25 protein-coding genes are annotated in these 24,385 nt (G+C 70.3%); 11 read left to right on the plus strand and 14 right to left on the minus strand.

Annotation, left to right across the window (positions count from 1 at the left end):
• Positions 1 to 104 precede the first annotated feature (104 nt).
• Positions 105 to 548, minus strand: a complete 444-nt coding sequence (locus AB3M90_RS12600; protein ID WP_412952400.1) for a hypothetical protein — start codon at positions 546 to 548, stop codon at positions 105 to 107.
• A 62-nt stretch (positions 549 to 610) separates the two neighbouring features.
• Between AB3M90_RS12600 and AB3M90_RS12605 the strand changes: the two genes are divergently transcribed.
• Positions 611 to 2,269, plus strand: a complete 1,659-nt coding sequence (locus AB3M90_RS12605) for an SDR family NAD(P)-dependent oxidoreductase (RefSeq protein ID WP_412952402.1) — start codon at positions 611 to 613, stop codon at positions 2,267 to 2,269.
• Between the two features lie 44 nt (positions 2,270 to 2,313).
• Here AB3M90_RS12605 and AB3M90_RS12610 read toward each other — a convergent pair whose 3' ends face one another.
• The 3 genes from AB3M90_RS12610 to AB3M90_RS12620 form a co-directional block, all read right to left on the minus strand.
• Complete coding sequence (locus AB3M90_RS12610; RefSeq protein ID WP_412952403.1) at positions 2,314 to 3,855, minus strand: polysaccharide deacetylase family protein; 1,542 nt, start codon at positions 3,853 to 3,855, stop codon at positions 2,314 to 2,316.
• Positions 3,852 to 4,412 carry a hypothetical protein gene (locus AB3M90_RS12615; RefSeq protein ID WP_412952405.1) on the minus strand — a complete coding sequence of 187 codons (561 nt, stop codon included), beginning with the start codon at positions 4,410 to 4,412 and terminating at the stop codon, positions 3,852 to 3,854. Before AB3M90_RS12615 ends, AB3M90_RS12610 begins: the two co-directional genes overlap by 4 nt.
• 216 nt (positions 4,413 to 4,628) lie before the next feature.
• The gene (locus AB3M90_RS12620; RefSeq protein ID WP_412952407.1) at positions 4,629 to 4,961 is read right to left on the minus strand and encodes a winged helix-turn-helix transcriptional regulator; all 333 of its coding nucleotides are present in this window, start codon (positions 4,959 to 4,961) and stop codon (positions 4,629 to 4,631) included.
• 76 nt (positions 4,962 to 5,037) lie between these two features.
• Here AB3M90_RS12620 and AB3M90_RS12625 point away from each other — a divergent pair, with 76 nt between their 5' ends.
• Positions 5,038 to 5,694 carry an FMN-dependent NADH-azoreductase gene (locus tag AB3M90_RS12625; RefSeq protein ID WP_412952408.1) on the plus strand — a complete coding sequence of 219 codons (657 nt, stop codon included), beginning with the start codon at positions 5,038 to 5,040 and terminating at the stop codon, positions 5,692 to 5,694.
• 270 nt (positions 5,695 to 5,964) lie between these two features.
• Here AB3M90_RS12625 and AB3M90_RS12630 read toward each other — a convergent pair whose 3' ends face one another.
• Together AB3M90_RS12630 and AB3M90_RS12635 are read right to left on the minus strand one after the other, a co-directional pair.
• Positions 5,965 to 7,272, minus strand: a complete 1,308-nt coding sequence (locus AB3M90_RS12630; protein WP_412952410.1) for an Nramp family divalent metal transporter — start codon at positions 7,270 to 7,272, stop codon at positions 5,965 to 5,967.
• Positions 7,273 to 7,345: 73 nt separating this feature from the next.
• Positions 7,346 to 8,281, minus strand: a complete 936-nt coding sequence (locus tag AB3M90_RS12635) for a dihydrodipicolinate synthase family protein (protein ID WP_412952412.1) — start codon at positions 8,279 to 8,281, stop codon at positions 7,346 to 7,348.
• Positions 8,282 to 8,422: 141 nt separating this feature from the next.
• Here AB3M90_RS12635 and AB3M90_RS12640 point away from each other — a divergent pair, with 141 nt between their 5' ends.
• A complete protein-coding gene (locus tag AB3M90_RS12640) occupies positions 8,423 to 9,433 on the plus strand; it encodes a LacI family DNA-binding transcriptional regulator (protein WP_412952414.1) in 1,011 nt (336 codons plus the stop codon).
• An 18-nt stretch (positions 9,434 to 9,451) separates the two neighbouring features.
• Here the strand turns inward: AB3M90_RS12640 and AB3M90_RS12645 are convergent, their stop codons facing one another.
• The 4 genes from AB3M90_RS12645 to AB3M90_RS12660 all read right to left on the minus strand — a co-directional run bounded on the left by AB3M90_RS12645 (position 9,452) and on the right by AB3M90_RS12660 (position 12,739).
• Positions 9,452 to 9,928 (minus strand): hypothetical protein, encoded by a 477-nt coding sequence (locus AB3M90_RS12645; protein ID WP_412952416.1) that lies wholly within the window; start codon positions 9,926 to 9,928, stop codon positions 9,452 to 9,454.
• 350 nt (positions 9,929 to 10,278) lie between these two features.
• Positions 10,279 to 10,803: a hypothetical protein gene (locus tag AB3M90_RS12650; protein WP_412952417.1), complete on the minus strand. Its 525-nt coding sequence runs from the start codon at positions 10,801 to 10,803 to the stop codon at positions 10,279 to 10,281.
• Between the two features lie 171 nt (positions 10,804 to 10,974).
• Positions 10,975 to 12,045 (minus strand): sensor histidine kinase, encoded by a 1,071-nt coding sequence (locus AB3M90_RS12655; RefSeq protein WP_412952725.1) that lies wholly within the window; start codon positions 12,043 to 12,045, stop codon positions 10,975 to 10,977.
• A gap of 22 nt (positions 12,046 to 12,067) precedes the next feature.
• Positions 12,068 to 12,739 carry a response regulator transcription factor gene (locus AB3M90_RS12660; protein WP_412952418.1) on the minus strand — a complete coding sequence of 224 codons (672 nt, stop codon included), beginning with the start codon at positions 12,737 to 12,739 and terminating at the stop codon, positions 12,068 to 12,070.
• A gap of 102 nt (positions 12,740 to 12,841) precedes the next feature.
• Here AB3M90_RS12660 and AB3M90_RS12665 point away from each other — a divergent pair, with 102 nt between their 5' ends.
• On the plus strand, positions 12,842 to 13,498 hold the full coding sequence (locus AB3M90_RS12665; RefSeq protein ID WP_412952420.1) for a M15 family metallopeptidase: 657 nt from the start codon (positions 12,842 to 12,844) through the stop codon (positions 13,496 to 13,498).
• A gap of 45 nt (positions 13,499 to 13,543) precedes the next feature.
• On the opposite strand, the gene AB3M90_RS12670 is transcribed toward AB3M90_RS12665, so the two are convergent.
• The 4 genes from AB3M90_RS12670 to AB3M90_RS12685 all read right to left on the minus strand — a co-directional run bounded on the left by AB3M90_RS12670 (position 13,544) and on the right by AB3M90_RS12685 (position 18,190).
• A complete protein-coding gene (locus tag AB3M90_RS12670; RefSeq protein ID WP_412952422.1) occupies positions 13,544 to 16,297 on the minus strand; it encodes a DEAD/DEAH box helicase in 2,754 nt (917 codons plus the stop codon).
• A 109-nt stretch (positions 16,298 to 16,406) separates the two neighbouring features.
• Complete coding sequence (locus AB3M90_RS12675) at positions 16,407 to 16,811, minus strand: VOC family protein (RefSeq protein WP_412952424.1); 405 nt, start codon at positions 16,809 to 16,811, stop codon at positions 16,407 to 16,409.
• Positions 16,808 to 17,089, minus strand: coding sequence for an ArsR/SmtB family transcription factor (locus AB3M90_RS12680; RefSeq protein ID WP_412952425.1), 282 nt, complete (start codon positions 17,087 to 17,089; stop codon positions 16,808 to 16,810). The genes AB3M90_RS12675 and AB3M90_RS12680 overlap by 4 nt, the downstream gene beginning before the upstream one ends.
• Positions 17,090 to 17,149: 60 nt before the next feature.
• Entirely contained in the window at positions 17,150 to 18,190 is a 1,041-nt protein-coding gene (locus tag AB3M90_RS12685; protein ID WP_412952426.1) for an FUSC family protein, read from the minus strand.
• 156 nt (positions 18,191 to 18,346) lie between these two features.
• Between AB3M90_RS12685 and AB3M90_RS12690 the strand changes: the two genes are divergently transcribed.
• From AB3M90_RS12690 to AB3M90_RS12720, 7 genes are all read left to right on the plus strand, one after another.
• A complete protein-coding gene (locus tag AB3M90_RS12690) occupies positions 18,347 to 18,802 on the plus strand; it encodes an SRPBCC family protein (RefSeq protein ID WP_412952428.1) in 456 nt (151 codons plus the stop codon).
• A 196-nt stretch (positions 18,803 to 18,998) separates the two neighbouring features.
• Positions 18,999 to 19,202 carry a cold-shock protein gene (locus AB3M90_RS12695; RefSeq protein WP_412952430.1) on the plus strand — a complete coding sequence of 68 codons (204 nt, stop codon included), beginning with the start codon at positions 18,999 to 19,001 and terminating at the stop codon, positions 19,200 to 19,202.
• A 198-nt stretch (positions 19,203 to 19,400) separates the two neighbouring features.
• Complete coding sequence (locus AB3M90_RS12700) at positions 19,401 to 20,426, plus strand: iron-siderophore ABC transporter substrate-binding protein (RefSeq protein WP_412952431.1); 1,026 nt, start codon at positions 19,401 to 19,403, stop codon at positions 20,424 to 20,426.
• 34 nt (positions 20,427 to 20,460) lie between these two features.
• Positions 20,461 to 21,501 (plus strand): FecCD family ABC transporter permease, encoded by a 1,041-nt coding sequence (locus tag AB3M90_RS12705; RefSeq protein ID WP_412952433.1) that lies wholly within the window; start codon positions 20,461 to 20,463, stop codon positions 21,499 to 21,501.
• A complete protein-coding gene (locus tag AB3M90_RS12710) occupies positions 21,498 to 22,571 on the plus strand; it encodes a FecCD family ABC transporter permease (protein WP_412952434.1) in 1,074 nt (357 codons plus the stop codon). The genes AB3M90_RS12705 and AB3M90_RS12710 overlap by 4 nt, the downstream gene beginning before the upstream one ends.
• Complete coding sequence (locus AB3M90_RS12715) at positions 22,568 to 23,368, plus strand: ABC transporter ATP-binding protein (RefSeq protein WP_412952435.1); 801 nt, start codon at positions 22,568 to 22,570, stop codon at positions 23,366 to 23,368. Before AB3M90_RS12710 ends, AB3M90_RS12715 begins: the two co-directional genes overlap by 4 nt.
• A complete protein-coding gene (locus AB3M90_RS12720) occupies positions 23,358 to 24,317 on the plus strand; it encodes a siderophore-interacting protein (RefSeq protein WP_412952437.1) in 960 nt (319 codons plus the stop codon). The genes AB3M90_RS12715 and AB3M90_RS12720 overlap by 11 nt, the downstream gene beginning before the upstream one ends.
• The last annotated feature ends 68 nt before the right edge of the window (positions 24,318 to 24,385 follow it).

The following is a 24,385-nucleotide window of genomic DNA, read 5'->3' on the forward strand; positions in this document are numbered from 1 at the left end:
AAGGAGATGTGCGCTTGGGAAGGTCTGGTGCGCGGCATCCGTCCTTCTGGGGTGTACATCTCCGTTCGGGGCGCTCGAACGGCATCGGCCGGGCGGGCGCCGGCTCAGATCTGCTCCATGCTCAGCACGATGGTGCGCATGCCGTCGGACTCGTACTGCACCGGCATGCCGGGGTGGTCGATCGAGAACCAGAAGACGCCGTCGTGCGTGTCATACCGTCGGCAGGTGAGATCGCCCAGCGGCGACGAGAGCGACACCGTCGACACGCTCGTCGTGCCGGCATCGAAGGCCGCGTGCCCCTGCAGCTCGGCCCACGTCACCCGATGCGACACGACCGCGCGGGGGTCGGCGGCCGCCCAGCGGTCGAGAGTCGCGCCCTCGGCATCCGTGTCGCGGAACCGGTTGACGTGCTCGCCGAGGGGACCGTCCGGGCCCTCCAGGAGCAGCCGGATCAGCTTTCCCGATCCGGTCGCCGCGCGGATCTCCTCGGCTGTGAACGGGGTCGGCAGCAGTCCGGGTCCGAGTACGTGGGGGTCGGTGGAGTCCATGGAGACATTCTGCGCCCCGAGCGGGCGACGTGTGCGGCGGGCCGTCGCGTAGAATCAGCCCAATGACCGACGCTCTTGGACCCTTCGACGAGCTCAGGGACCCAGGAGAACGGCTCACGGACCCAGGAGAACGGCCAGCCGACCCAGGGGAACAGCTCAGGGACCTAGGGGAACAGCTCAGGGACCTAGGAGAACGGCCAGCCGACCCTGCGGAACGGCTCACAGCCCCAGCGCAGCAGCCGGGCATCGACCCCGCCGACCTCGCCACGACACTGCGGGTGCTCCGCGAGCTGCACACGATCGACAACGAGCATCCCGACTTCATCGCCGTGCGTCAGGCGACCGCCGCGATGTTCAAAGACGTCAAGCGGGTGCGTCGCAAGCAGATCCGCGATGCGATCGCCGAGGCCGACAAGGCCGTCGTCGCCCGCACCGCCACCGGCGCGCCGGATCGCATCGACGACGAGACACGCGGCAACGACCTCGCCTCGAGCGTCGTCGACGCGCCGATCGCGGGCGAGCTGCTCAAACCGCGCAACTGCTACATCTGCAAGCAGCCGTACACGCTGGTCGACGCGTTCTACCACCAGCTCTGCCCCGACTGCGCCCGCTTCAGCCACGGCAAGCGCAACGCCCGCGCCGATCTCACCGGCAAGCGCGCCCTGCTCACCGGCGGCCGCGCGAAGATCGGCATGCACATCGCGCTGCGGCTGCTGCGCGACGGCGCGCACACCACCATCACGACGCGTTTCCCGCGGGATGCCGTGCGGCGCTTCTCCGCCCTTCCGGATGCCGCCGACTGGCTGCACCGCCTGCGCGTCGTCGGCATCGACCTGCGCGACCCCGCCCAGGTGATCGGGCTCGCCGACTCGGTCGCCGCGCAAGGACCCCTCGACATCCTCATCAACAACGCCGCGCAGACCGTGCGGCGCTCGCCGGGTGCGTATTCGCTGCTGGCGGATGCCGAGCTGCAGCCGCTCCCCGACGGTCCGCTGCCCGAGATGGAGACCTTCGGGCATACCGTAGATCCTCATCCGCAGGCGCTGCAGGCGTCGGTCGACGCGCATCCGCTCCTCTCGGTCGCCGCTCTCGGCGGCACCGTCGCCGAGCAGGGCGGCCAGGCGCTCACGGCCGAAGACCTCGCGCGCCTCGCGATGGCCCCCGGATCGTCGTCGCTCGAGAAGCACGCCGACGGCACGGCGATCGACGCCGGAGGTCTCGTGCCCGACGTGAACCGCGTGAACAGCTGGGTGCAGTCGGTCGACCAGGTCGATCCGCTCGAGATGCTCGAGGTGCAGCTCGCGAACACGACGGCGCCCTTCCTGCTCATCAGCCGCCTGCGCGCGTCGATGGCGGCGTCGCCTGCGCGCCGCACCTACGTCGTGAACGTCTCGGCGATGGAGGGGCAGTTCTCCCGCCGCTACAAGGGCCCCGGTCACCCGCACACGAACATGGCGAAGGCCGCGCTCAACATGCTCACGCGCACGAGCGCGGGGGAGATGCTCGAGACCGACGGCATCCTGATGACCGCCGTCGACACCGGCTGGATCACCGACGAGCGCCCGCACTACACGAAGGTGCGGCTGGCGGAGGAGGGCTTCCACGCCCCGCTCGACCTCGTCGACGGCGCCGCCCGTGTGTACGACCCGATCGTGCGCGGCGAGGCCGGCGAAGACATCCACGGCGTCTTCCTGAAGGACTACGAGCCCAGCCCCTGGTGAGGCGTGAGGCGCCCCGCGGCGCCCACGCGACCGACGGCGACGAGTCAGCTCAGCGGACCGTGCCGCACGACGCCGCCCGGCACGACGCCGCCGAAGAGCGCGCTCACGGTGACGAGCGTGAGGCCGCGGTCGCGGAGGCCGGCGACGACGTCGCCGAACACGCGCGCCGACCCGGCCTGGATGTCGTGCATGAGCAGGATGGTCGACACGTCGGGTGTCTCGATCGCGTAGCGGGTGAGGTCGCCGTCGGCGGGGTGCGCCCAGTCGCGCGTGTCGACGCTCCACAGGATCGCCGGCTGCGCCGCGATGGCGACGACGTTCGCGTCGACGAATCCGCCGGGGGGTCGGAACATGTTCACCGGCTGCCCCGACAGCTCGCGGAGGAGTGCGGCGGTGCGGCCGAGCTGCGACTCGATGTCGGCGCGCGTCAGCTGGGTCAGGTAGGGGTGGTTCCAGGTGTGGTTGGCGATCTCGTGCCCCTCGGCGGCGACGCGGCGCACGGTGTCGGGGAACGACTGCGCGTTCTGCCCGAGCATGAAGAACGTCGCGGCGGAGTGCTGATCGCGCAGCACGTCGAGGAACTGCGGCGTCAGGTCGGACGGCCCGTCGTCGAGGGTCATGGCCATGCAGGGCACCAGATCGCACGGGACGTGCTCGGCGCCCGCGCCGGCGGACGCCTGCCCCGTGAACACCCCGTCGGCGGCGGCGATCGTCTGGGCGAGCGGGCTGAGGGACTCCGACGCACGAGACGCATCCAGCGCGACGGAGAGCGGATGCTGCGGCGATCGCTCCCGCCACCCCGCCAGGCCGTCGAGTTCGCGGGCGCTGAGGTCGGCCGGAACGGGGATGAGGATCTCGCCGTCGACGAGGTCGGCGTGATCAAGCGCATCGAGGAACACCTCCAGCTGCGCGTCGGTCGGCTCGGCGACCGGGAGCAGGCTGAGGCTGCCGACGTCACGGCGGAGCGCCTCGATGTAGGCGGGCCAGAGCGCGGAGGGGTCGGAGAACAGGTCGGCGCCGGTCGCCACGGCGCCGGTGGCGATGTCGGTGTAGACCGTCGTGGCGGTGTCGGTGACCGATCCGTCGGGCTGGGCGGTGATCATGCGCAGCCGCTCGCCGAGCACCGAACCGCGGGCGAGCACGATCTCGCAGACGACGACGGTGCCCTTGCGGTCGCCGAGGACCTCGTCGACCGAGGCGGTCGTCGAGCCGGGTGTGCATCCCCGCTCAGCCAGGCCCGCGCCGACGGGATGCGCCTGGGGGCGGTACGCCTGTCCGCTCGCCGTGGCCTGCGCCTGCACCGCCTGGCGTACGACGTTCTCGACGGCGGCGTTGAAGTCGGATGCTCCCGGCAGCGTCGCCCAGCGTGCGTCGATCCCCACGTCGTCGTTGCGCAGGCGCAGGTCGAACACGGGCGCCTGACCGGGCTCGGCCGCCACGGGCGTGTCGACGACGCTGCCGGAGTCGGCCCACTCGCGCGGCTGCCATCCCGCCACGGGCTCCGGCGCGCACGCGGTGACGGCGAGGGCTGCTCCCAGGACGGCGGCGAGGATCGGGATGAGGCGGGAGGCCCGCGTGCGACTCACCGAGTCACCTCGATGTCGGCAAGCAGACGAGCGAGCTCCGCGTCGTACGCGGGCGACGGCGTCGAGACGAAGGTCAGCACGACGGGGCCCTCGGTGATGGCGCCGACCACGACGTCTCGGTCGTCCACCCGGGCGTAGGCGACCTCCTCGGTCGCCGCGCCGTCCGCCAGGATCTCCCGGTTGATGTCTCCGACCGGTCCGGGAGCGACCTCCTCGATCGCCGTGCGCGGGTCGGTCGTCGACGAGAGCGAGAAGTCGACCGTCATGGCGCGGTCGGGACTGCCCACGACGCCGCCGGACTCGTCGCCGAAGGCAGGGGTCCACGACCAGCCGGCCGGCACCACGATCCAGGCCTCGCTCTTCCCGTCGGACACCCGCATCCGCCGATCCTCGTCGGACACCGTCGGCGTGAGCTCGGTCACGATCCCGGGGACGACCACGACGGCGGCTGCTCCGACCAGCAGCACGATGGCGACGGTGATCGTCGGCCCGACCCGCCGACGTCGCCGAGGCAGCGGGGGCGGGGTCGGCGGGGCCATCACGGTGGGGCCGGTCATCAGCGGTGGAGCCTTTCTGTCGGGGAATCGATCGCGCGCGCGAGCGCATCCCCAGACCCCGCGCCGAGCATAGCCGGACGCGTCCGACACTCCACGCAGACACGAGGGAAGGGCGCAGCTTCGCGGCATCGGTTCGCCGCGGATGCCGGACCGCAGATGCCGGACCGTCGATGCCGGACCTCGGATGCCGGACCGCGGATGCCGGACCGTCGCGGCTCAGCGGCGCTCGAGGTTGGCCGAGGCCCAGGTGCCCAGCTGATCGAGGATCGGCAGCAGACCCTGTCCGCTCGCGGTGAGGGCGTACGAGACGGTGACGGGGGGACCCGCGTCGACGGTGCGCTCCACGAGTCCGGTCTCGGCGAGTTCGGCCAGACGGTCCGACAGCACGGTGTCGCTGATGCCCGACACCGCCCGGCGCAGACTGACGAAGGTCGTCGGCCCGCCGCCGAGCGATGCGACGATCATGCCGTTCCACCGTTTCCCGAGCACGCTGAAGGCCAGTGTGACGGCGGCGTCGCACACATGCAGCTCTTCGTCGACCTCGGGCATGACCCCATCCTACTCGTGCTACGTTAATCAGTGTTGCTAAGAAAAACCTAGCGACTACGAAAACGAGAGGTCAGTCATGTCCCTGTTCCGTCTGGATGCCAGCATCCTTCCCGCGTCTTCTGCCAGCCGCTCGCTCGCCGACCTCGTCGAAGCCGAGTGGACGGCATCGCACCCCGACTCGCCCGTCACGCGCCGCGATCTCGCGGCCGATCCGGTGCCTACCACGGCATGGGCGGATGCCGTCACCGGCGGGTTCGTCGACGAGACCCAGCGCACGCCGGCGCAGGTCGAGGCACGGGCGCTCGCGACGACCTTCGCCGACGAGCTCATCGGCGCCGACGCTCTGCTGTTCGCCGTGCCGCTGTACAACTACGGCGTCTCGCAGCACTTCAAGACCTGGTTCGACCTGGCCTACACCGACCCGCGCATCGACCCGCAGGGCACGGCTCTTCGGGGCAAGCCGGCGACCCTTGTCACCGTGCTCGGCGGCAACTACGCCCCCGGCACGCCCAAGGAGGGTTGGGACCACTCGACCGGATGGCTGCGCCGCGTGCTCGAAGACGTCTGGGGGCTCGACCTGCGGGTCGTGCAGCGTCCGTTCACGCTCGTGGGAGTGAACCCGGCCCTCGACGCCTTCACCGACACCGCGCAGGAGCTCAAGGAAGCCGCCGAGACCGACGCGCGCGCCTATGGCCGCGAGGTCGCGGCGCTGCGAGCACCCCGCGTCGCCTGAGCCGGCTCCGCCCCCGGCATCCGTCCCCCGGCATCCGGCCCCCGGCATCCGCCCGGGGGCATCCGTCCGGCCCGGCATCCGCCCGGCCCGGCATCCGTCCGGCAGGCGCTCGCTGCTCGGTTTGCAGGTCGAAATCACAGATGCAGGTCTGGAATCCCGTTCCTGACCTGCATCTGTGATCTCAACCTGCATACTCGCCTCTGGCCCGAACTTCTGCGACTGAACGCGGAGGGTAGCGACGGCCGCAGAATCGCTCGGGCTTCCCGGCGCCTACCCGATCAGGGTGAGGAACAGTCGCACCGACAGGGCGAGAACCGCCACCAGGCCGACGATCCCCGCGGCGTTCTGCCACCAGGTGTTGCGCATGTCGCCCATCAGCCTCACGCGATTCGCCATGATGATGATCAGCGCGGCGAGCACCGGCGCGACGAACACGGTCAGCGCCTGAGCGATGACGATGAGCTGAACCGGCGACTCCTGGAAGGTGATCGTCACCAGGATGCCGAAGGCGAGGATGCCGGCACTCACGAGCTTCGCGGTCAGCGAGCTCGACGAGGCCCCGCGACCGAGTCCGTCGGACAGCATCGTTCCCCCGGCCGTCGCGTTCGCGATCATCGACGAGAACGCGGCGCCGAAGAATCCGAGCGCGAAGATCGTCGAGCCGACGGGGCCGGCGAGCGGCTCGAAGATGCCGGCGAGCGCCACGATCGTGGGCGCCGCCTCTCCGGTCCGGCCCAGGACGGATGCCGCCACCACGATCACGAGCGCGGTCATGATGCCGGGGGCGACGATGCCGGGAATCGTGTCGACGACGGTGACGTCGCGGTAGTCGGCCTCGGTGCGTCCGCGCTCCTTCGTGCCGTATGCGGTGTAGAACGCGGCGTTGATCGAGAAGTTCGTGCCGACCAGCGCGACGATCAGCAGCCACGCACCCCCGGGGAAGGTCGGCAGGAGTCCGGAGCCGGCGGCGGCCCAGTCGGGGTTCGAGATGAACGCCGAGGCGATGAAGGCGATCGCCATCAGCGCGACGATGACGACGAGCACCTTCTCGACCACCCGGTAGACATTGCGCAGGAGCAGCAGCGTGGCGACGGCGGCGGTGCAGATGACGGTCCACATGATCGGGCTGCCGCCGAACAGCATCGACAGTCCGAGTCCCGAGCCGACCGCGTTGCCGACCGAGAAGCACAGGGTGATCAGGAAGACGCCGATGCCGGCGAGCACGCCGACCCAGCCGCCGAGGTGCTCCTTGATCGACGAGATGAGCGAGGTCGGCGACTTGATGCCCAGACGCACGGCCATGTCGGTGAGGAAGATCATCAGGATCGTCGACACCACGATCACCCAGATCAGGGCGTACTGGTAGCCGCTGCCCGCCTGCACCGCGGTGGTGAGGTTGCCGGGGCCGAACTGCCAGGCGCCCGCGACGAACGCCGGGCCGATGAGGGCCAGGTGCTGCCAGAGAGGGCGCCGCTGCTTGCGTGAGGTGACGATGTTCTTCATCGTCTCAGTGGAGACCCGCCCGTAGCCAGTGCCGGGCGTGGTCGAGGCGTGACGCGTGGTCGTGCGGTCGTTCATGGTCGTGTCCTTCGAGTCGTCGTTGACTGCAGGGAGGGGCGGGGCGGTCTCCGTCGACCGCCCCGCGGAGCCGTCACGCGGGGACGGCGACCTTTCCGAGGCCCGCGAGGGCGAAGGCCGCAGCGATCTCACCCTCCGCGCCGTCGGCCAGGGGAAGGAGCGGCGTGCGGACGGTGGCGTGATCGAGGATGCCGCGCTGCACGAGGCCCCACTTCAGAGCCACCGTGCCCTCCATGTGGGACCCGCGATGGTACACGTTCTGCGTCACCGGCAGCAGGCGCTCGTGGATGGCGTGGGCCGCCGCGTAGTCGCGCGCCTTGCCGGCCTCGATGAGCTCGACCAGAGCCTCGGGGGCGACGTTGCCGTAGCCGACGAGCAGGCCGTCGACGTCGAACATGGTCGGCAGCAGGTACTCGTCGTGGCAGGAGAGGATCTGCAGCTCGGGGTAGGCGGCGCGGAGGGCGGGGATCTCGGTGTACCAGCGGCGCATGTTGCGGACGCCGTTCTTGGTGGCGAAAACGCCCTCCTGCCCGGCGATCTCGAGCTGCGTGTCGAGGTCGTAGGTGGCCTTCGTGTTGTCGGGGTACTGGAAGAGGATGAGCGGCAGGCCCGACTCCTCGTAGATCTCGCGGTAGCGCGACTGCGGTGCGCCCTGCTGGTAGCCGAAGCGCAGCCAGCCGTGCGACGGGTACACGAGTCCGGCGGCGGCGCCCGCGTCGACCGCGGCCTTGGCTTCGAGGGCGGCGGTCTTGTTGCCCTCCTTGGTGATCCCGGCGATGACCGGGACGCGTCCGTCGGTCGAAGCGACGAAGGCGCGGATGACGTCGAGCTGCTCCTCTTCGGTGAGGAACGTGCCCTCTCCGGCGTGACCGAGCACGACGAGGCTCTTGACCCCGTCGATCGAACCGAGCCAGGAGCCGAGGCGCTGGATGGCGTCGTAGTCGACGGCGCCGTCCTCGGTGAACGGGGTGACGGGGGCGGGGTTGAGGCCGCGGAGGTCGAGGGTCATGATCGGTCCTTTCTTGGAGCTTCTTCGCTGGTGCTTCTCGGCTTCGAGATGTTGGGAACGTTCGCGGGAACGTTTGCAAGTATGCTCGGAGGTGCCGAGGATTGTCAACACCCGGGATTCGGAGTCATCGAGGAGGATGCCGTGGACGAGCAGCACGAGCGACACGTCGTGACGCTGAAGGATGTCGCCGCGGCATCCGGCGTGAGCATCTCGACGGTCAGCCGCGTGCTCGACGACCGGACCCCGCCGTCGCGGTCGTCGACCGCCGAGAAGGTGCGCCGCGTCGCCGACGAGCTCGGCTACCGCCGCAACATGTTCGCGTCCGGACTGCGCCGCGGGGCGACGGGCACGATCGGCGTGCTCGTGCCACGGCTCACCGACCACGTCATGGCGCTGATGTTCGAGGCGATCGAGCGCACGGCACGGGCCCGGGGATCCTTCGCGGTCGTCGCGACCTGCGGTGATGACCCCGCGGAGGAGAAGCGGGCGACCGAGACGCTGCTCGACCGCAACGTCGACGGACTCGTGCTCGCGACCGCCCGCCTCGACGACACGCTCCCGGCCTCGCTGCGCCAGCGGGGGGTTCCGCACGCGCTCGTACTGCGCACCGACGGCGTGAGCCCTTCGGCGCTCGGCGACGACGAGGCCGGCGGGTACTTCGCGGCGCGGCACCTCGTCGACCTCGGGCACCGGGAGATCGCCGTGATCACGGGACCCTGGTTCACCTCCAGCGCCCGGGATCGCCTCGCGGGCGCGCGTCGCGCTCTCGCCGAGGCGGGTCTCGAGCTGCCGGAGGAACGGGTGATCTCCACCGGTTACGGCATCGAGTCGGGGAACATCGCCGGGCGCTCGCTGCTCGCAGACCCGGCATCCCGTCCGACCGCGATCTTCGCGGCGAACGACAACCTGGCGATCGGTGTCGTGGCGGCGGCATCCGCTGCCGGACTGACCGTGGGGCGCGACGTCTCGGTGGTCGGGTACAACGACATCCCGCTCGCCGCCATGCTCCCCGTGCCCCTGACGTCGGTGCGCACGGCGTTCGATCAGATCGCCACGAGCGCTCTCGACCTGCTGGGCGGACCGGCGGGAACCCTCACCCGTGCGCTGCCGACGCTCATCCCCCGTGCGTCGACGGCCGCGCTCGGGCGGTGAGCGGGGCCGGTGCACCGGTCAGCATCCCGGACCGCTCGGGCGTTCCTCGCACGTGTAGCCGACGAGGCCGGTGTGCGCCTCCAAGATGCGGATGGACCGGGGCGGCCCGGCGACGGCGAGCTCGCCGTCCAGAGGAATCCATCCGGTGCCGGGGTCGATCTCGGCGGTGTATCGCACGGTCACGCGGACGTCGTACGTGCCGCGCTCACGGTAGACGTGGCTGGTGGTCGTCGGAGTGAACTGCGCTCGGCCGAGAGCCTCCCAGGTGGCGCCGCCGGTGCGGAGCGCGGCGGCCGAGCCGTCTCCGTAGTCGAAGTCGAAGCCGACCGGCGTGAAGCGCGCCCGCAGCGGAGCGCCGAACAGCGTACCGTCGCGGACATGGACGGATGCCGCGGCCACGAGGTTCGTCGGAAGACCCACGACGCCGAGGTTCGAGGGCTCTCCGACGGGGGCCGCAGATGCCGGCGCGAAGCTCGCCAGGTCGGTGATGGTCACGGACGGAGGGCCCGGCGCGGGCGGCGGGTCATCGCGCTCGGATGCCGGGGGAAGGAGGCATACGCGGGCTCGTCCGACGTCCGCAAGGCAGCGTTCGTACTCGCTGGGGCCGGGGTCGGATGCCGGGGCGCCGGGGTGTCGCGGCCCTCCGGCACCGTTCGAGGGCGCCCCATACGAACCGGGTGGTGAGGAGCGCTGGCCGGAGACCGTGAGCGTGCTGCCGTCGGTCGAGCCGCAGAGACCTGCCTGTACGAACTGCTTCGAGCAGCCCATTGAGGTGAGGCCCGGCAGAGAACCGGTTGAAGCAAGGACGAGGGTTGCCAGAGCGATGATGAGACGACCGCGGCGGCTTAGCATTGGTCCGGGCTCGCTTCCGCCTCAGCCGAGATTCGCAGATCCGTCTCGACCTCGATGAGCTCCACGGTTTGGGCCACGATGTCGGGGCGTTCCGCCGGAGTCACATCGTTGTCGCTCGCGTCGAGCAAGCGGATGCCTGACACGTTGAGACACACGATGGCAGAGAGGCGCACTGTGCCCTCGACCTGAGAGAAGTCCAAGCCGCGGAAGGTCGCGACGCCGCTACTCCCCGTCAATCGCAGCCCCTGCTCTTCCAGATAGCGCTCGCCGTCGATGTCGGCTTCGAGGGCCTCGCCGATGAGGTAGTCCTGGGGGTCAGGTGAGTCCTTGCCGGCGATGCGTGCATTTCCCGCATCGTTGTACTCCCGGTACACCTCTTCCGCAGCGGCGAATGCCTCTTCCTCCGAGGCGAACACCGGGGACGCCGTCGGTGATGGCGCGGGTGCCGGCGCGCATCCGACGAGGGCGGTCACCACGACGACCAGGAGGGCGACGGAGCACGAGCTGTTCGACATCACCGGCATACGGTAGCCCGGCGGCGGCAGCATCCGTTCGAGTTATCCACAACCCCGCGCGGGTGCCGCCCGACCACGGCCACACCCGTCGGGCCGTTGGACACCTGCAGGAGATATCCGGTCGTTTCGACCTGCAGGTGTGATTCCGTCCGACAGTTGTGCCGTACTCCGCGGTCAGCCGCGCGGCACCGGATACGGCAGCCACACCGTGGCGTTCAGCCCACCCTCCGGGCGCGGCGTCAGGACGAGGGTTCCGCCGTGGGCTCGCGTGATGCGCTCGGCGATCGCGAGGCCGAGCCCGACACCGGCGTGATCGTCGCCGCGGGTGCGCTCCGCGCCGCGCTGGAACGGCTCCGTGAAGGCAGCCACCCGAGGGGCGGACAGCGTCTCGCCGGTGTTCTCGACCACGAGCGCCGCGGCAGCCGGCAGCGCGTGCGTGCGCACGGCGACCGCGCCGCCGGAGGGGCGGTTGTGCACGATCGCGTTGAGCACGAGGTTCGCGACCAGCTGCTGCAGGAGCGCCGGCGATCCGACCACGTGCGCGGCGACGCCCCCGATCTCAAGACGGATGCCGCGTCGATCCGCGAGCGGCAGGAGCTCTTCGACCGCCTCCTCGGCGATGAGCGACAGGTCGACGACCTCGCGCGGAAGGGAGCGTCCGTCGGCACGGCTCAGCAGCAGCAGCGCCTCGGTGAGCTCGATCGCGCGCGTATTGACCTCTCGCAGACGCGCCACGAGCGCGTCGACGTCACGATCGGGATCACCCGCGGCGACGTCGAGCAGCGCCTGGGTCGTCGCCAGAGGAGTGCGCAGTTCGTGCGACGCGTTCGCCGCGAACCGCTGCTGCTCGGCGACGTGCGCTTCCAGCCGCTCGAGCATCGAGTCGAAGACGTCGGCGAGGTCGCGGAACTCGTCGCGCGGCCCGTCGAGGGTCACCCGGTGCGACAACGAGCCCTGGGCGGCCAGCCGGGCGGCATCGCCGATGCGGTCGAGCGGCGCCAGCATCCGTCCCGCGAGCAGCCAGCCGCCGCCGAGTCCGACGGCGATCAGCACGACCAGAGCCATGGTCGCCACCGGGGCGAAGGCGCGCAGCAGGTCGGAGCGGTTCGGCACGAAGAGGTCGGCGACGATCTGCCCGTCGGGGACGTACCTCAGGAGGAAGAGGCCGACCGTCGCGAGCAGGACGGCACCGGTGACGATCACGACTCCCGCGTAGCTCAGCGTCAGCTTCCAGCGGGCGGTCATGCCGCGCGGGCGCACGACCCGGTCAGGCATCGTCATCTGCCGCGATGCGGTAGCCGACTCCCGGCACGGTGACGATGAGCCCCGGCTCGCCCAGACGTTTGCGCAGCGACGAAACCGTGATGCGCACCGCGTTGGTGAAGGGGTCGGCGTTCTCGTCCCAGGCGCGCTCCAGCAGCTCCTCGGCGCTCACCACTCCGCCGGCCGCGTCGACGAGCACTTCGAGCACCGCGAACTGCTTGCGGGTCAGAGCGACGTAGCGGCCGTCGCGGAAGACCTCTCGTCGGAACGGATCGAGCCGCAGACCGGCGACCTCGAGCACGGGCGGCCGGGCGCGCTGCCGCCGGCGGTCGAGGGCGCGCAGCCGCAGCACGAGCTCGCGCAGCTCGAACGGTTTGGTGAGATAGTCGTCGGCGCCGATCTCGAACCCGCTCGCCTTGTCATCGAGTCGGTCGGCGGCGGTGAGCATGAGGATCGGGATGCCGCTGCCGGAGGCGACGATCGAGCGGGCGATGTCGTCGCCCGATGTTCCGGGCACGTCGCGATCGAGCACGGCGAGGTCGTAGCCGTTGACGGCCAGGAGCTCGAGCGCCGTGTCGCCGTCGCCCGCGATGTCGGCGGCGATCGCCTCGAGTCTCAGACCGTCGCGCACCGCCTCGGCGAGATAGGGCTCGTCCTCGACGATCAGCACGCGCACGGCTCGGCTCCCATGTGTCCAGATCCTACGCACCGGCGTGTATCGAAAACGTATGAGGAAGCGCATACGGTCTCGCAACCGGCGCGCTCCTTCACTGGAGGCATGAACCCCCACCGCATCCCGTCGGCGCGAAACGCGCGTCGCCGACGGCTGATCGTCTTCGCGCCGGTCGCCCTGGTCGTCTCCGTGATGGTCGTCCTGGCCGCGCAGCAGTCGCTGCTCGTCGCCTTCGCCGAGGTCTCGGCCGAGGGGCCTTCGCCGGTCGCGCTCATCCCGCCCGACCTCGGCGAACCGGTGCAGCGGGATGCCGACGGCACGATCCGCGACGGCGATCAGCCGACCGTCTTCGACACCGACCGCGCTGCGATCGCCCATCTCGATCCCGCGCTGCTCGACGCGCTGCAGCGCGCGGCGCACGACGCGGCCGGCGACGGCATCCGACTCCTCGTCAACAGCGGGTGGCGTTCGGCGGAGCTGCAGGAGAGGATGCGTCGGGATGCGGTCGTTCAGTACGGCTCCGAGGCCGAGGCGGCCCGCTGGGTGGCGTCGGCCGAGACGTCGGCGCACGTGACGGGCGATGCGGTCGATCTCGGGCCCCTGCCCGCCCTCGACTGGCTCGCCCAGCACGGATGGCGCTACGGGCTCTGCCAGACGTACGCCAACGAGTCGTGGCACTACGAACTGCGACCGGATGCCGCAGCGAACGGCTGCCCGACCATGTACGCCGACGCGACCGAGGACCCGAGGATGCGCCCCTGAGGCCATCGTGCGACAGCGTCGCCCGTCGCGCGGCCGGATGGGCGGCTAGAGCCGGTCGACACCCGTGACGGTCACGACGGCCTCGCCGTCATCGTCGGATGCTGCGAGGTCGACCGTCGCGGAGATGCCCCAGTCGTGGTCGCCGGCGGGGTCGTCGAAGATCTGCCGAGCCGTCCACTCGGTGGCGCCCTCGGTGAGGAGGAGCAGCTTCGAGCTGCGCGCATCCGCTCCGGTGAGGATCTCGTCGTGCTCGGCGAAGTACCCGTCGAGCGCCTGTGACCAGGCGTCGGCGCCGAACTCCGGGTCGAGGTCGCCGAGCGCGTCGATGTCTTCCCGGGCGGCGAGCTGCACACGGCGGAACAGCTCGTTGCGCACCAGAACCCGGAACGCGCGGGTGTTGCTCGTGAGGCGCTTCGGGGCGGGCGGGACGATCGGCTCGTCGTCCGGAGCGTGCGGCACGCCGGCCACCAGCTCCTCCCACTCATCGAGCAGGCTGGAGTCGACCTGGCGCACCAGCTCGCCGAGCCACTCGATGAGGTCGCGCAGGTCGTCGTCCTTGAGCTCCTCGGGGATCGTCTGCGAAGCGGCGCGGTAGGCGTCGGACAGGTAGCGGAGCACGACCCCTTCCGAGCGGGCGATCTTGTAGAAGGCGACATACTCCCCGAACGACATGGCCCGCTCGTACATGTCGCGCACGACCGACTTCGGGTGCAGCTCGAAGTCGCGGATCCAGGGCTGGGTGGCGCTGAAGGTCTCGAAGGCGGCGGTCAGCAGCTCATCGAGCGGCTTCGGGTAGGTGATCTGCTCGAGCAGCTCCATCCGCTCGTCGTAGTCGATGCCCTCCCGCTTCATCGCCGCGACGGCCTCCCCACGGGCGAGGAACTCCTGCTGACCGAGGATCGCCCGCGGGTCGTCGAGCGTCGACTCCACGATCGAGATCATGTCGAGGGCGTACGAGCCCGTCCCCGGTCCGCGGGTCCCTGAGCCGGGACCCGCCTGGGTCCCTGAGCCTGGGTCCACCTGGGTCCCTGAGCCTGGGTCCACCTGGGTCCCTGAGCCTGGGTCCACCTGGGTCCCTGAGCCTGTCGAAGGGCCGGGACCCGCCTGGGTCCCTGAGCCTGGGTCCACCTGGGTCCCTGAGCCTGTCGAAGGGCCCGGGTCGAGCAGGTCGAACGCCGCCAGCGCGAACGGCGAGAGCGGCTGGTTCAGCGCGAAGTTCGGCTGCAGGTCGACTGTGAGGCGGATGTCGTATGCGGTGGGCGTTTCGTCTCGCTGCGCTCGCTCGACGACCGGGGGCTGCGCTCGCTCGACGACCGGGGGCTGCGCGACCGGGACGCGCTCGACGACTCCGGATTCGAGGAGGGTGCGGTAGATGCCGAGGGCCCGGAGCGCCAGCTGCCGCTGTCGCGCGCGGGGCTCGTGGTTGTCGTATACCAAGGCGCGCATATTCCCGAACACGTCGCCCCCGCGAGCGATCACGTTCAGCATCATGGCGCTGGTGATCTGCATGTGCGAGGTCAGCGTCTCGGGTTCGGCGTCGATGAGCTTGCGGAACGACGGCTCTCCCCACGACACGAATCCGTCGGGCGCCTTCTTGCGGATGATCTTCCGCTTCTTCTTGGGGTCGTCGCCCGCCTTGCGGATCGCTGCGAGGTTCTCGGTCTCGTGCTCGGGCGCCTGCACCACCACGGTGCCGGCGGTGTCGAAGCCCGCGCGACCGGCGCGGCCCGCGATCTGGTGGAACTCGCGCGCGTTGAGCTGCCGCATGCGCTTGCCGTCGAACTTGGTCAGCGCGGTGAGCAGCACCGTGCGGATCGGCACGTTGATGCCGACGCCGAGCGTGTCGGTGCCGCAGATGACGCGAAGCAGTCCCCGCTGCGCGAGCTGCTCGACCAGACGGCGATACTTCGGCAGCATGCCCGCGTGGTGCACGCCGATGCCCGCCCGCAGGAATCGTGAGAGGGTCTTGCCGAACGCCGTCGTGAACCGGAACCCGCCGATGAGCTCGGCGATCTGGTCGCGCTGCTCGCGCGTGGCGACCTTCGTGCTCGACAGCGCCTGCGCCCGCTCCATCGCCGCAGCCTGCGAGAAGTGCACCACGTAGATCGGCGCCTGTCCGGTGTTCAGCAGATCGTCGATCGTCTCGTGGATCGGCGTCGTCTCGTAGAAGAAGTGCAGCGGCACGGGGCGTTCGACGCCGGTGACCGATGCGGTTCGCCGCCCGGTGCGCCGCGTGAGGTCGGCGGCGAGTTCGGAGACGTCGCCGAGCGTGGCCGACATCAGCACGAACTGCGCCTGGCGCAGCTCGAGCAGCGGCACCTGCCACGCCCATCCGCGCTCGGGGTCGGCGTAGAAGTGGAACTCGTCCATGACGACCTGGCCGATGTCCGTGTCGGGCCCCTGACGCAGCGCGACGTTCGCGAGGATCTCGGCGGTGCAGCAGATGATCGGGGCGTCGGGGTTCACCGACGAGTCGCCGGTGACCATGCCGACGTTCTCGGCTCCGAACACGTCGACCAGGGCGAAGAACTTCTCGCTGACGAGCGCCTTGATGGGGGCGGTGTAGTAGCTGCGCACGCCCGCGACGAGGGCGGCGAAGTGCGCGGCGACCGCGACCAGCGACTTCCCGGTGCCGGTCGGCGTCGAGAGGATGAGGTTGTCGCCCGAGACGATCTCGATGACGGCCTCGTCCTGCGCGGGGTACAGGCGGATGCCGGTCGACTCCGCCCACTCGACGAATGCCAGGTACACGGCATCCGGGTCGGAGCCGTCGGACAGGCGGGCGGGATCGAGGAGCATCCTTCGATCATCCCCCACGGCGATGGTCGACAGCTCCGCCCGGACGCACCCCTCGGATCTCAGCCCTCGAGCGCGGCGAGCCTGTCGAGCGCCTCGGCGAGGGCGACGCTCATGCCGACTCTGCGTCGCCGGCCCACTGTGCGAGCTGGAGCAGGTTGCCGCAGGTGTCGTCGAGCACCGCGACGATCACGGGACCGAGCGCGGTGGGCGGCTGCGTGAAGGTCTCGCCGAGTCCGACGAGCCGGTCGTACTCCGCCTGCACGTCGGTCACTCCCAGCGTGCAGTAGGGCAGTCCGTCGGCGATGAGGGCGTCGGTGAAGGCGCGCGCGGCCGGGTGGTCCTTGGGTTCGAGCGAGATCTGCGTTCCGTCGGGCTGTGCCGGGTCGACGACCGTGAGCCACCGATGGTCGCCCATGGGCACGTCGGCGGTCACCGCGAAGCCGAGTCGCGAGGTGTAGAAGTCGACGGCGCGCTGCTGGTCGTCGACGAAGATGCTGACGGTCTGGAGCTTCATGAGGGGTCCTCTCTCTGGGGCCACCGCTCGGCGATACCGAGCAGCGGGGTGGTGTCGATGGTGTGGAACTTGTATCTGCCTCGGCGCTCGGTGCGCACGAGACCGGCCTGCTCGAGCACGTCGAGATGCTGCGACACGGCCTGACGGGTGGGCGTCAGATCGTGGGTCACCGCGAGGCGCGAGCAGAGCTCGAACAGCGTCTGTCCGTCACGCTGCACGAGCTCGTCGAGGAGCGCGCGTCGCGTCGCGTCGGCGATCGCCTTGTAGACGTCTGTCACCCGCTCACCATAGGCAAGTGAGCACTTGCCTGTCAATGGCCGCGCCGTGGCGCGGGCGATTCACTCCGCATCGAGCAACCCGCCACGGATGCGACGCAGATCCTCCAGGAGCGAACCGATCAACACCCAGTGCTGCGACGACGGGGCCCGCGCCACCAGCAGGGGAGCGGTCAGCGCCGGGATCGCCGAGGTGAGGGTCTCGGGTTCCGGAGCCACGTCGGCGATCTGCACGGCCAGCCGCACGTCGTGTCCCGCCCGCCGCAGCTGCTCGGCGATCGCCGCCACCGCCGGCTCGTCGCTGATCGAGTCGTCGTAGCGGTCGAAGAAGGCGCGGGTCATGCCGATCGTCTGCGTCACGATCGGCGCGAGCCGATCGACCAGCGCGCGCATCTCCTGCAGTTCGGCACGGTGCGCCGACCGGCGCGGGTTCAGCGTGAGCGATTCCTCGCCGGCCGCGATCGACGCCTCGGCGGCATCCTTCATCGGCCGCAGCAGGCGCACCTCGACCATGAGTTCCTGGCGCATCGCCGGTGTCTGCGGCGCCGACAGCGCATCGGCCAGGCGGTCGAGGCTGGCCGCCAGTTCGCGGCCGAGCAGTCCCAGGTCGCGTCGCGCCGGCGCCACGAGCACGGGCGGGACGATGAGGGCGTTGACGACGATGCCGATGACGACCCCGATGAGCGTCTCGACGATCCGCGCGAGGGCGTACTCCGCACTGGTGGAACCCAGCGCCAGCACGAGCATGGCCGAGATGGCGATCTGGTTGCCGGTGCCCGGAGAGGTGCGGAAGACCCAGGCGATGAGCATGGCGACGACGATGGCGAGCAGCACGACCCAGCTCGACCGGCCGAAGAGCAGTCCGAGCCCGACGGCGATGACCACTCCGGCGATGACGCCGATGCTGCGCTCGAGCGCCTTCGACAGCGACTGGTTGACGCTCGGCTGCACCACCAGCAGCGCGGCGATCGCGGCGAAGACGGGCAACTGCGAGGGGAACACCCAGCCGGCGATGAGCCACGCGGCGATGGTCGCCGCGGCCGACTTGACGACCTGCAGCAGCGGCGAGCGCTGCGAGGCGCGGATCGCGGCGGGGAGGCGCATGTGATCCACGGTAGTCCCGCGGATGCTGTGCGCGCGGGTCGTCCTCGCGACGCGCACAGTGGACGACGGCGGCTCGCATGTCAACCCCGTCGCCCAACCCCGCCCTCCACGACTGGAATGGGGGCACACGAACGACTGACAAGTGAGGAGCATCCCATGGTGCAGATCATCGAGACCATCGACGTCGACGTTCCCGTCCGCGCCGCCTACAACCAGTGGACGCAGTTCGAGAGCTTCTCGGAGTTCCTCGACGAGGTCGAGTCCATCACGCAGATCGACGACACCCACACGCACTGGAAGGTGAACGTCGGGGGCGCCACGCGCGAGTTCGACGCGGAGATCACCGAGCAGCACCCGGATGAGCGCGTCGCGTGGAACAGCACCGGCGGCGAGACCGAGCACGCCGGAGCCGTGACGTTCCACAAGCTCACCGAGACGTCGACCAGGATCACGGTGCAGATCGACTGGGAGCCCGAGGGTCTGCTCGAGAAGGTCGGCTCTCTCGTCGGCGCGGGATCGCACGCCGTGAAGAAGGACCTGAAGAACTTCAAGGAGTTCATCGAGAGCCGCGGCGTCGAGACCGGCGCCTGGCGAGGCGACGTCGACGCCTGATCGGGCGACGACTCCACGGGGCCCGGATGCCGCTGCGGCGGCATCCGGGCCCTTCGGCGTGCCCGCGGCTCTGCGGCATCCGACCGCCCCGGCTTCCCGTCTGCCGGCCGTGGTACCGTGAGCAGGCGCGCGTGTCGGATGTTCCGACGCGGCGCAGGCCGTGCGAACGGCCGAGAACACAGAAAGTAGAAAACACATGGCCACTGGCACTGTGAAATGGTTCAACGCGGAAAAGGGCTTCGGCTTCATCGCTCCCGATGACGGCTCGGACGACCTTTTCGCCCACTACTCGGCTATCGCCGGCTCCGGTTTCAAGGAGCTCCGCGAGAACCAGAAGGTCGAATTCGACGCTGAGCGTGGCCCCAAGGGCATGCAGGCGGCGAACATCCGCGTTCTCTGAGCGCGCTCTGACTTCCTGAACCGGCCGGACCCCTCGGGGCCCGGCCGGTTTTTCGTGTGCCGGCATCCGGTGAAGACCCGGTCCGGACACACGAACTGAGGCATGCCTAAGTCTCTGCTAGATTAGGCGAGGCTTACCAAAGCCTCGGCAGCGGATTCCGCGCCGACCCTCTCACCCCGAACCCGAAAGGGAACGCCTGTGCGCACCTCTCGTCTTCTGGCCATCGGCGCCGCGGCCGTGCTCGCCGTCGGCCTCGCCGCCTGCTCGTCCACCGCTCCGGAGTCCACCGCGTCGTCGGGCGGCAACCCCGCCTCGGACGACGCGTTCCCCGTCACCGTCGAGCACGTCTACGGCGAGACCACGATCACGGAGAAGCCCGAGCGGGTCGCGACGCTCGCGTGGGCGAACCACGAGGTGCCGCTGGCCCTCGGCATCGTGCCGGTCGGCATGAGCAAGGCGACGTGGGGCGACGACGACGACAACGGCATCCTCCCCTGGGTGGAGGAGAAGCTCGACGAGCTCGGCGCCGACGAGCCGGTCCTGTTCGACGAGACCGACGGCATCGACTACGAGGCCGTCGCCGACACGGCCCCCGACGTCATCCTCGCGTCCTACTCGGGCCTGACCCAGGAGGAGTACGACACGCTCTCGAAGATCGCCCCGGTCATCGCCCAGCCCGGTCTCGCCTGGGCCACGTCGGTCGACGACATGGTCGAGATGAACTCGAAGGCCCTCGGCCTCGAGGAGGAGGGCCAGGCCCTGATCGATGACCTGCACGCCGACGCCGACGCCGCACTCGAGGAGAACAGCGTCCTCAAGGACAAGAAGGTGCTGTTCGCCTACATCGACCAGGCCGACCTGAGCCAGATCGGCTATTACACCGCGATCGACACGCGGCCCGGCTACATCCACGACCTGGGTCTGCCGTTCCCCTCGATCGTCGAGGAGAACGCCGAGAGCGACCAGTTCTACCTGACGGTCAGCTCCGAGGAGGCCCAGAAGTTCGACGACGTCGACGTGGTCGCGACCTACGGCGACGAGTCGATCATCCCGCTGCTGCAGGCCGACCCGCTGCTGTCGAAGATCCCCGCGATCGCCGAGGGCCGCATCGCCATCCTGCCCGACGCCACGCCGGTCGCGGCATCCGCCAACCCGTCGCCGCTGTCGATCCCGTGGGGTCTCACCGACTACCTCGCGATCCTCGCCGAGCCGCTCTCGAAGTGACCCGCGCCTCCGCCACCGCGGAGCGATCCCGACCATGACAGCCACCACCATCGCACCGGGCGCCGCAGACCTGCGGCGCCCGGTGCTGGTGCGCACGCTCTGGCTGGCCGCAGGAGTGGGGCTGCTCGTGCTCCTCAGCATCCTGTCGGTGTCGTTCGGCGTGCGCGCCGTCTCCATCGACGACATCCTCGCCGCGCTCGCCGGGCACGACGACACGATCGCGCAGGCCGCCATCGTCAAGCGTGTTCCGCGCACGGTGCTCGCGGTGCTGGTGGGAGCGGCGCTCGCCCTCTCCGGTGCGACGATGCAGGCCGTCACGCGCAATCCGGTCGCCGACCCCGGCATCCTGGGCGTCTCGAACGGCGCCTCCCTCGCGGTGGTCATGGGCATCGCCTTCGTCGGGCTGGTGAACCCGTTCGGGCAGATGGCCCTCGCCATCGTCGGGGCCGGGATCGCCGCCACCTTCGTGTACGCCGTCGGATCGCTCGGACGCGGCGGGGCGACACCGCTGAAGCTGGCCCTCGCCGGCGCGGCGACCTCCGCCGCGTTCGCCTCGCTGATCGGCGCCGTCATGCTGCCGCGGGTCGACCTGCTGCAGACCTTCCAGTCGTGGCAGATCGGCGGCGTCGGCGGAGCGGAGTGGCCGCGCATCGCGATCACCGCCCCGGTCCTGGGCGTCGGCGCCCTGATCTGCCTGCTCTGCGCGCGGGGCATGAACTCGCTCGCCCTCGGCGACGACATGGCGAAGGGCCTCGGCGAGCACGTATTCCGCACGCGGCTGCTGTCGGCCCTCGGCGCGGTGATCCTCGCCGGGGCGGCGACGGCCATCGCCGGCCCGATCGGCTTCGTCGGCCTCGTCATCCCGCACGTCTGCCGGATGCTCGTCGGCACCGACCATCGGTGGCTGCTGCCGTTCTCGGCGATGGCCGGCGCGGCGCTCCTCGTCGCGAGCGACATCGTCGGACGGGTGATCGCCCCGTCGTCGGAGGAGATCCAGGTCGGCATCATCACGGCGATCATCGGCGCCCCGTTCTTCATCTGGATCGTCCGTCGCCAGAAGGTGCGTGACCTGTGACCGCCACCCTGCACACCCTCGACCGCTCGAACCAGTCGGCGTCCGACCGGGTCGCCGCCGTCATCGCCGGGCGCCGCGCGCGGCACCGTCGCCATGCCGTGGCGACCATCGCGCTCGCCGTTCTCGTCTTCGCCCTGTTCGCCGTGGCTCTGATGGTCGGCAACACCTTCTACACTCCCGTCGAGGTCGTCCGGGTGATCCTCGGCGAGACCGTCCCCGGTGCGTCGTTCACGGTCGGTGAGCTCCGGCTGCCGAGGGCGGTGCTCGCGGTGCTCACCGGTCTCGCGTTCGGGATCGCCGGCGTGAGCTTCCAGACCCTGCTGCGCAATCCGCTGGCCTCGCCCGACATCATCGGCATCTCGAACGGCGCCGGAGCCGCGGCCGTCTTCGGCATCATCGTGCTCTCGCTCAACGGGCCCGTGGTGTCGGTCTTCGCGCTGCTGGGCGCCGTGGTCACCGCGCTCGTGATCTATCTGCTCTCGATCCGCGGCGGCTTCGCCGGCACGCGACTCATCCTCATCGGCATCGGCATCTCCGCCATGCTGCAGAGCGTCATCTCGTACCTGCTGTCGCGTGCGCCGAACTGGGACATCCAGACCGCGATGCAGTGGCTCACGGGCAGTCTGAACAACGCCTCGTGGGAGCGGGTGCTGCCGATGGCGGTCGCCGCCGCGGTCATCATCCCGCTGATGCTGTCGCAGGGCCGGGCGCTGGGGGCGATGCAGCTCGGCGACGACTCCGCCGCCGGCCTCGGGGTGCGGGTCACGTGGACGCGCCTGCTCTTCATCCTCGGTGCGGTCGCCCTCCTCGCCTTCGCCACCGCCGCTACCGGCCCGATCGCGTTCGTCGCCTTCATGGCCGGACCCATCGCGGCGCGGATCACCGGGCCGGGTGCCACCCTGCTGCTGCCGAGCGCGCTCGTCGGCGCGGCGCTCGTGCTCGCCGGCGACCTGATCGCCCAGTTCGCCCTCGGCGCGCGGTACCCCGTCGGTGTCGTCACCGGCGTGCTGGGCGCGCCGTATCTGATCTACCTGCTCATCCGCACCAACCGCTCCGGGGGTTCGCTATGACCGTCTCGCACAGCCTGTCGGCCGAAGGGGTGACGCTCGCCTACGGCGATCGCACCATCATCGACGGGCTCGATCTCACCGTCGCCCCGGGCAAGATCACCACCATCGTGGGAGCGAACGGATGCGGCAAGTCGACGCTGCTCCGCTCCCTCGCGCGGCTGCTGTCGCCCAGCGCCGGACAGGTCGTGCTCGACGGCAAGTCGGTGCACGCCCGTCCGACGAAAGAGGTCGCCCGCATTCTCGGGCTGCTGCCGCAGTCGCCCATCGCCCCCGAGGGCATCGCCGTGGCCGACCTGGTCGGCCGCGGCCGACACCCGCATCAGAAGGCGCTCGCGCGGTGGAGCGCCCACGACTACGAGGTCGTCGCCGACGCGCTCGACGCCACCGGGGTCACCGAGCTCGCCGACCGCAGCGTCGACGAGCTGTCGGGCGGCCAGCGTCAACGCGTATGGATCGCCATGGCGCTCGCGCAGGAGACCGACATCCTGCTGCTCGACGAGCCCACCACGTTCCTCGACGTCGCCCATCAGATCGAGGTGCTCGACCTGCTGACCGACCTGAGCGTGTCGCGCGGCACGACCATCGTCATGGTGCTGCACGACCTCAACATGGCCGCGCGGTACGCCGACGAGCTCGTGGCCATGAAGGAGGGTCGCGTGCACGCCACGGGTGCGCCGCACGACGTCATCACCGCCGACATCGTCGAAGAGGTCTTCGGCCTCCCCAACCAGATCACCACCGACCCGGTCTCCGGCAAGCCGATGGTCACACCGATCGGAAGGCATCATGTCCGCTGAGCAGACCACCACCGAGCGTCCGACCTACATCCTCACCCGCGCCCGGGTGCGCGCCGTGTCGCGCGTGTCGCCCAATTTCGCCCGCGTGACCTTCGGCGGCGACGAGCTGTTCGAGTTCTGCACGCCCGGCCAGGTCTTCGACTCGCGGGTCAAGCTCGTCTTCCCGCCGGCATCCGGCATCCTGCCCCCGCTCGATCGCGACACCGACGACTGGTGGGGGTCGTATCTCGCCGTGCCCGAAGAGGAGCGCGGGTCCATGCGCACGTATTCGGTGCGCGAGCTGCGGGTCGATCCGGTCTCGGGCGACACCGAGGTCGACATCGACTTCGTGCTGCACCTCGCCCCCGGCCTCAGCGGCCCCGCCTCTCGCTGGGCGAGCACCGCCGAGGTGGGGCAGGAGCTGTTCCTCGTCGGTCCGCGCCGCGGGGTCGTCGAGCACGGCGGTGCGGAGTACGCCCCGGGCGACGCGCGATCGGTGGTGCTCGTCGGCGACGAGACCGCAGCGCCGGCGATCGCGCGCATCCTCGAAGACGCGCCCCGCGACCTGCGCGGCATCGCCTTCCTCGAGGTGCCGTCGGCCGATGACGCGCTCGCGATCGATGCGCCGGAGGGCGTCGAGGTGCGCTGGCTGCCGCGCGCCGAGGGGCAGCTGCACGGACTCGAGGTCATCCCGGCGGTGCTCGCGCACCTCGGTGACGCGGACGCGTCCGACGAGATCAGCGTGAAGGACGTCGAGACCGAGGACCTGCTCTGGGAGACCCCCGACTACTCCGGGCTCGGCGAGGAGATCGCCGTCACCGACGCCCGGCCGGAGCGGTACTTCTGGATCGCGGGGGAGAGCGGTGTCGTGACGACGCTGCGCCGGCACCTGGTGAAAGACCTCGGCATCGACCGCTCGCAGGTCGCTTTCATGGGGTACTGGCGCCGCGGCGTCGCCATGCGCGGCTGAGCGCGTGCCTCGGGTTCGCTGCTGAGCGAGCGCCCCGCAAGACAAGTACGCCTGACAAGGTCGGATTC

It is taken from the genome of Microbacterium martis, from assembly GCF_047246685.1.
In the GTDB taxonomy this organism is placed as follows: domain Bacteria; phylum Actinomycetota; class Actinomycetes; order Actinomycetales; family Microbacteriaceae; genus Microbacterium.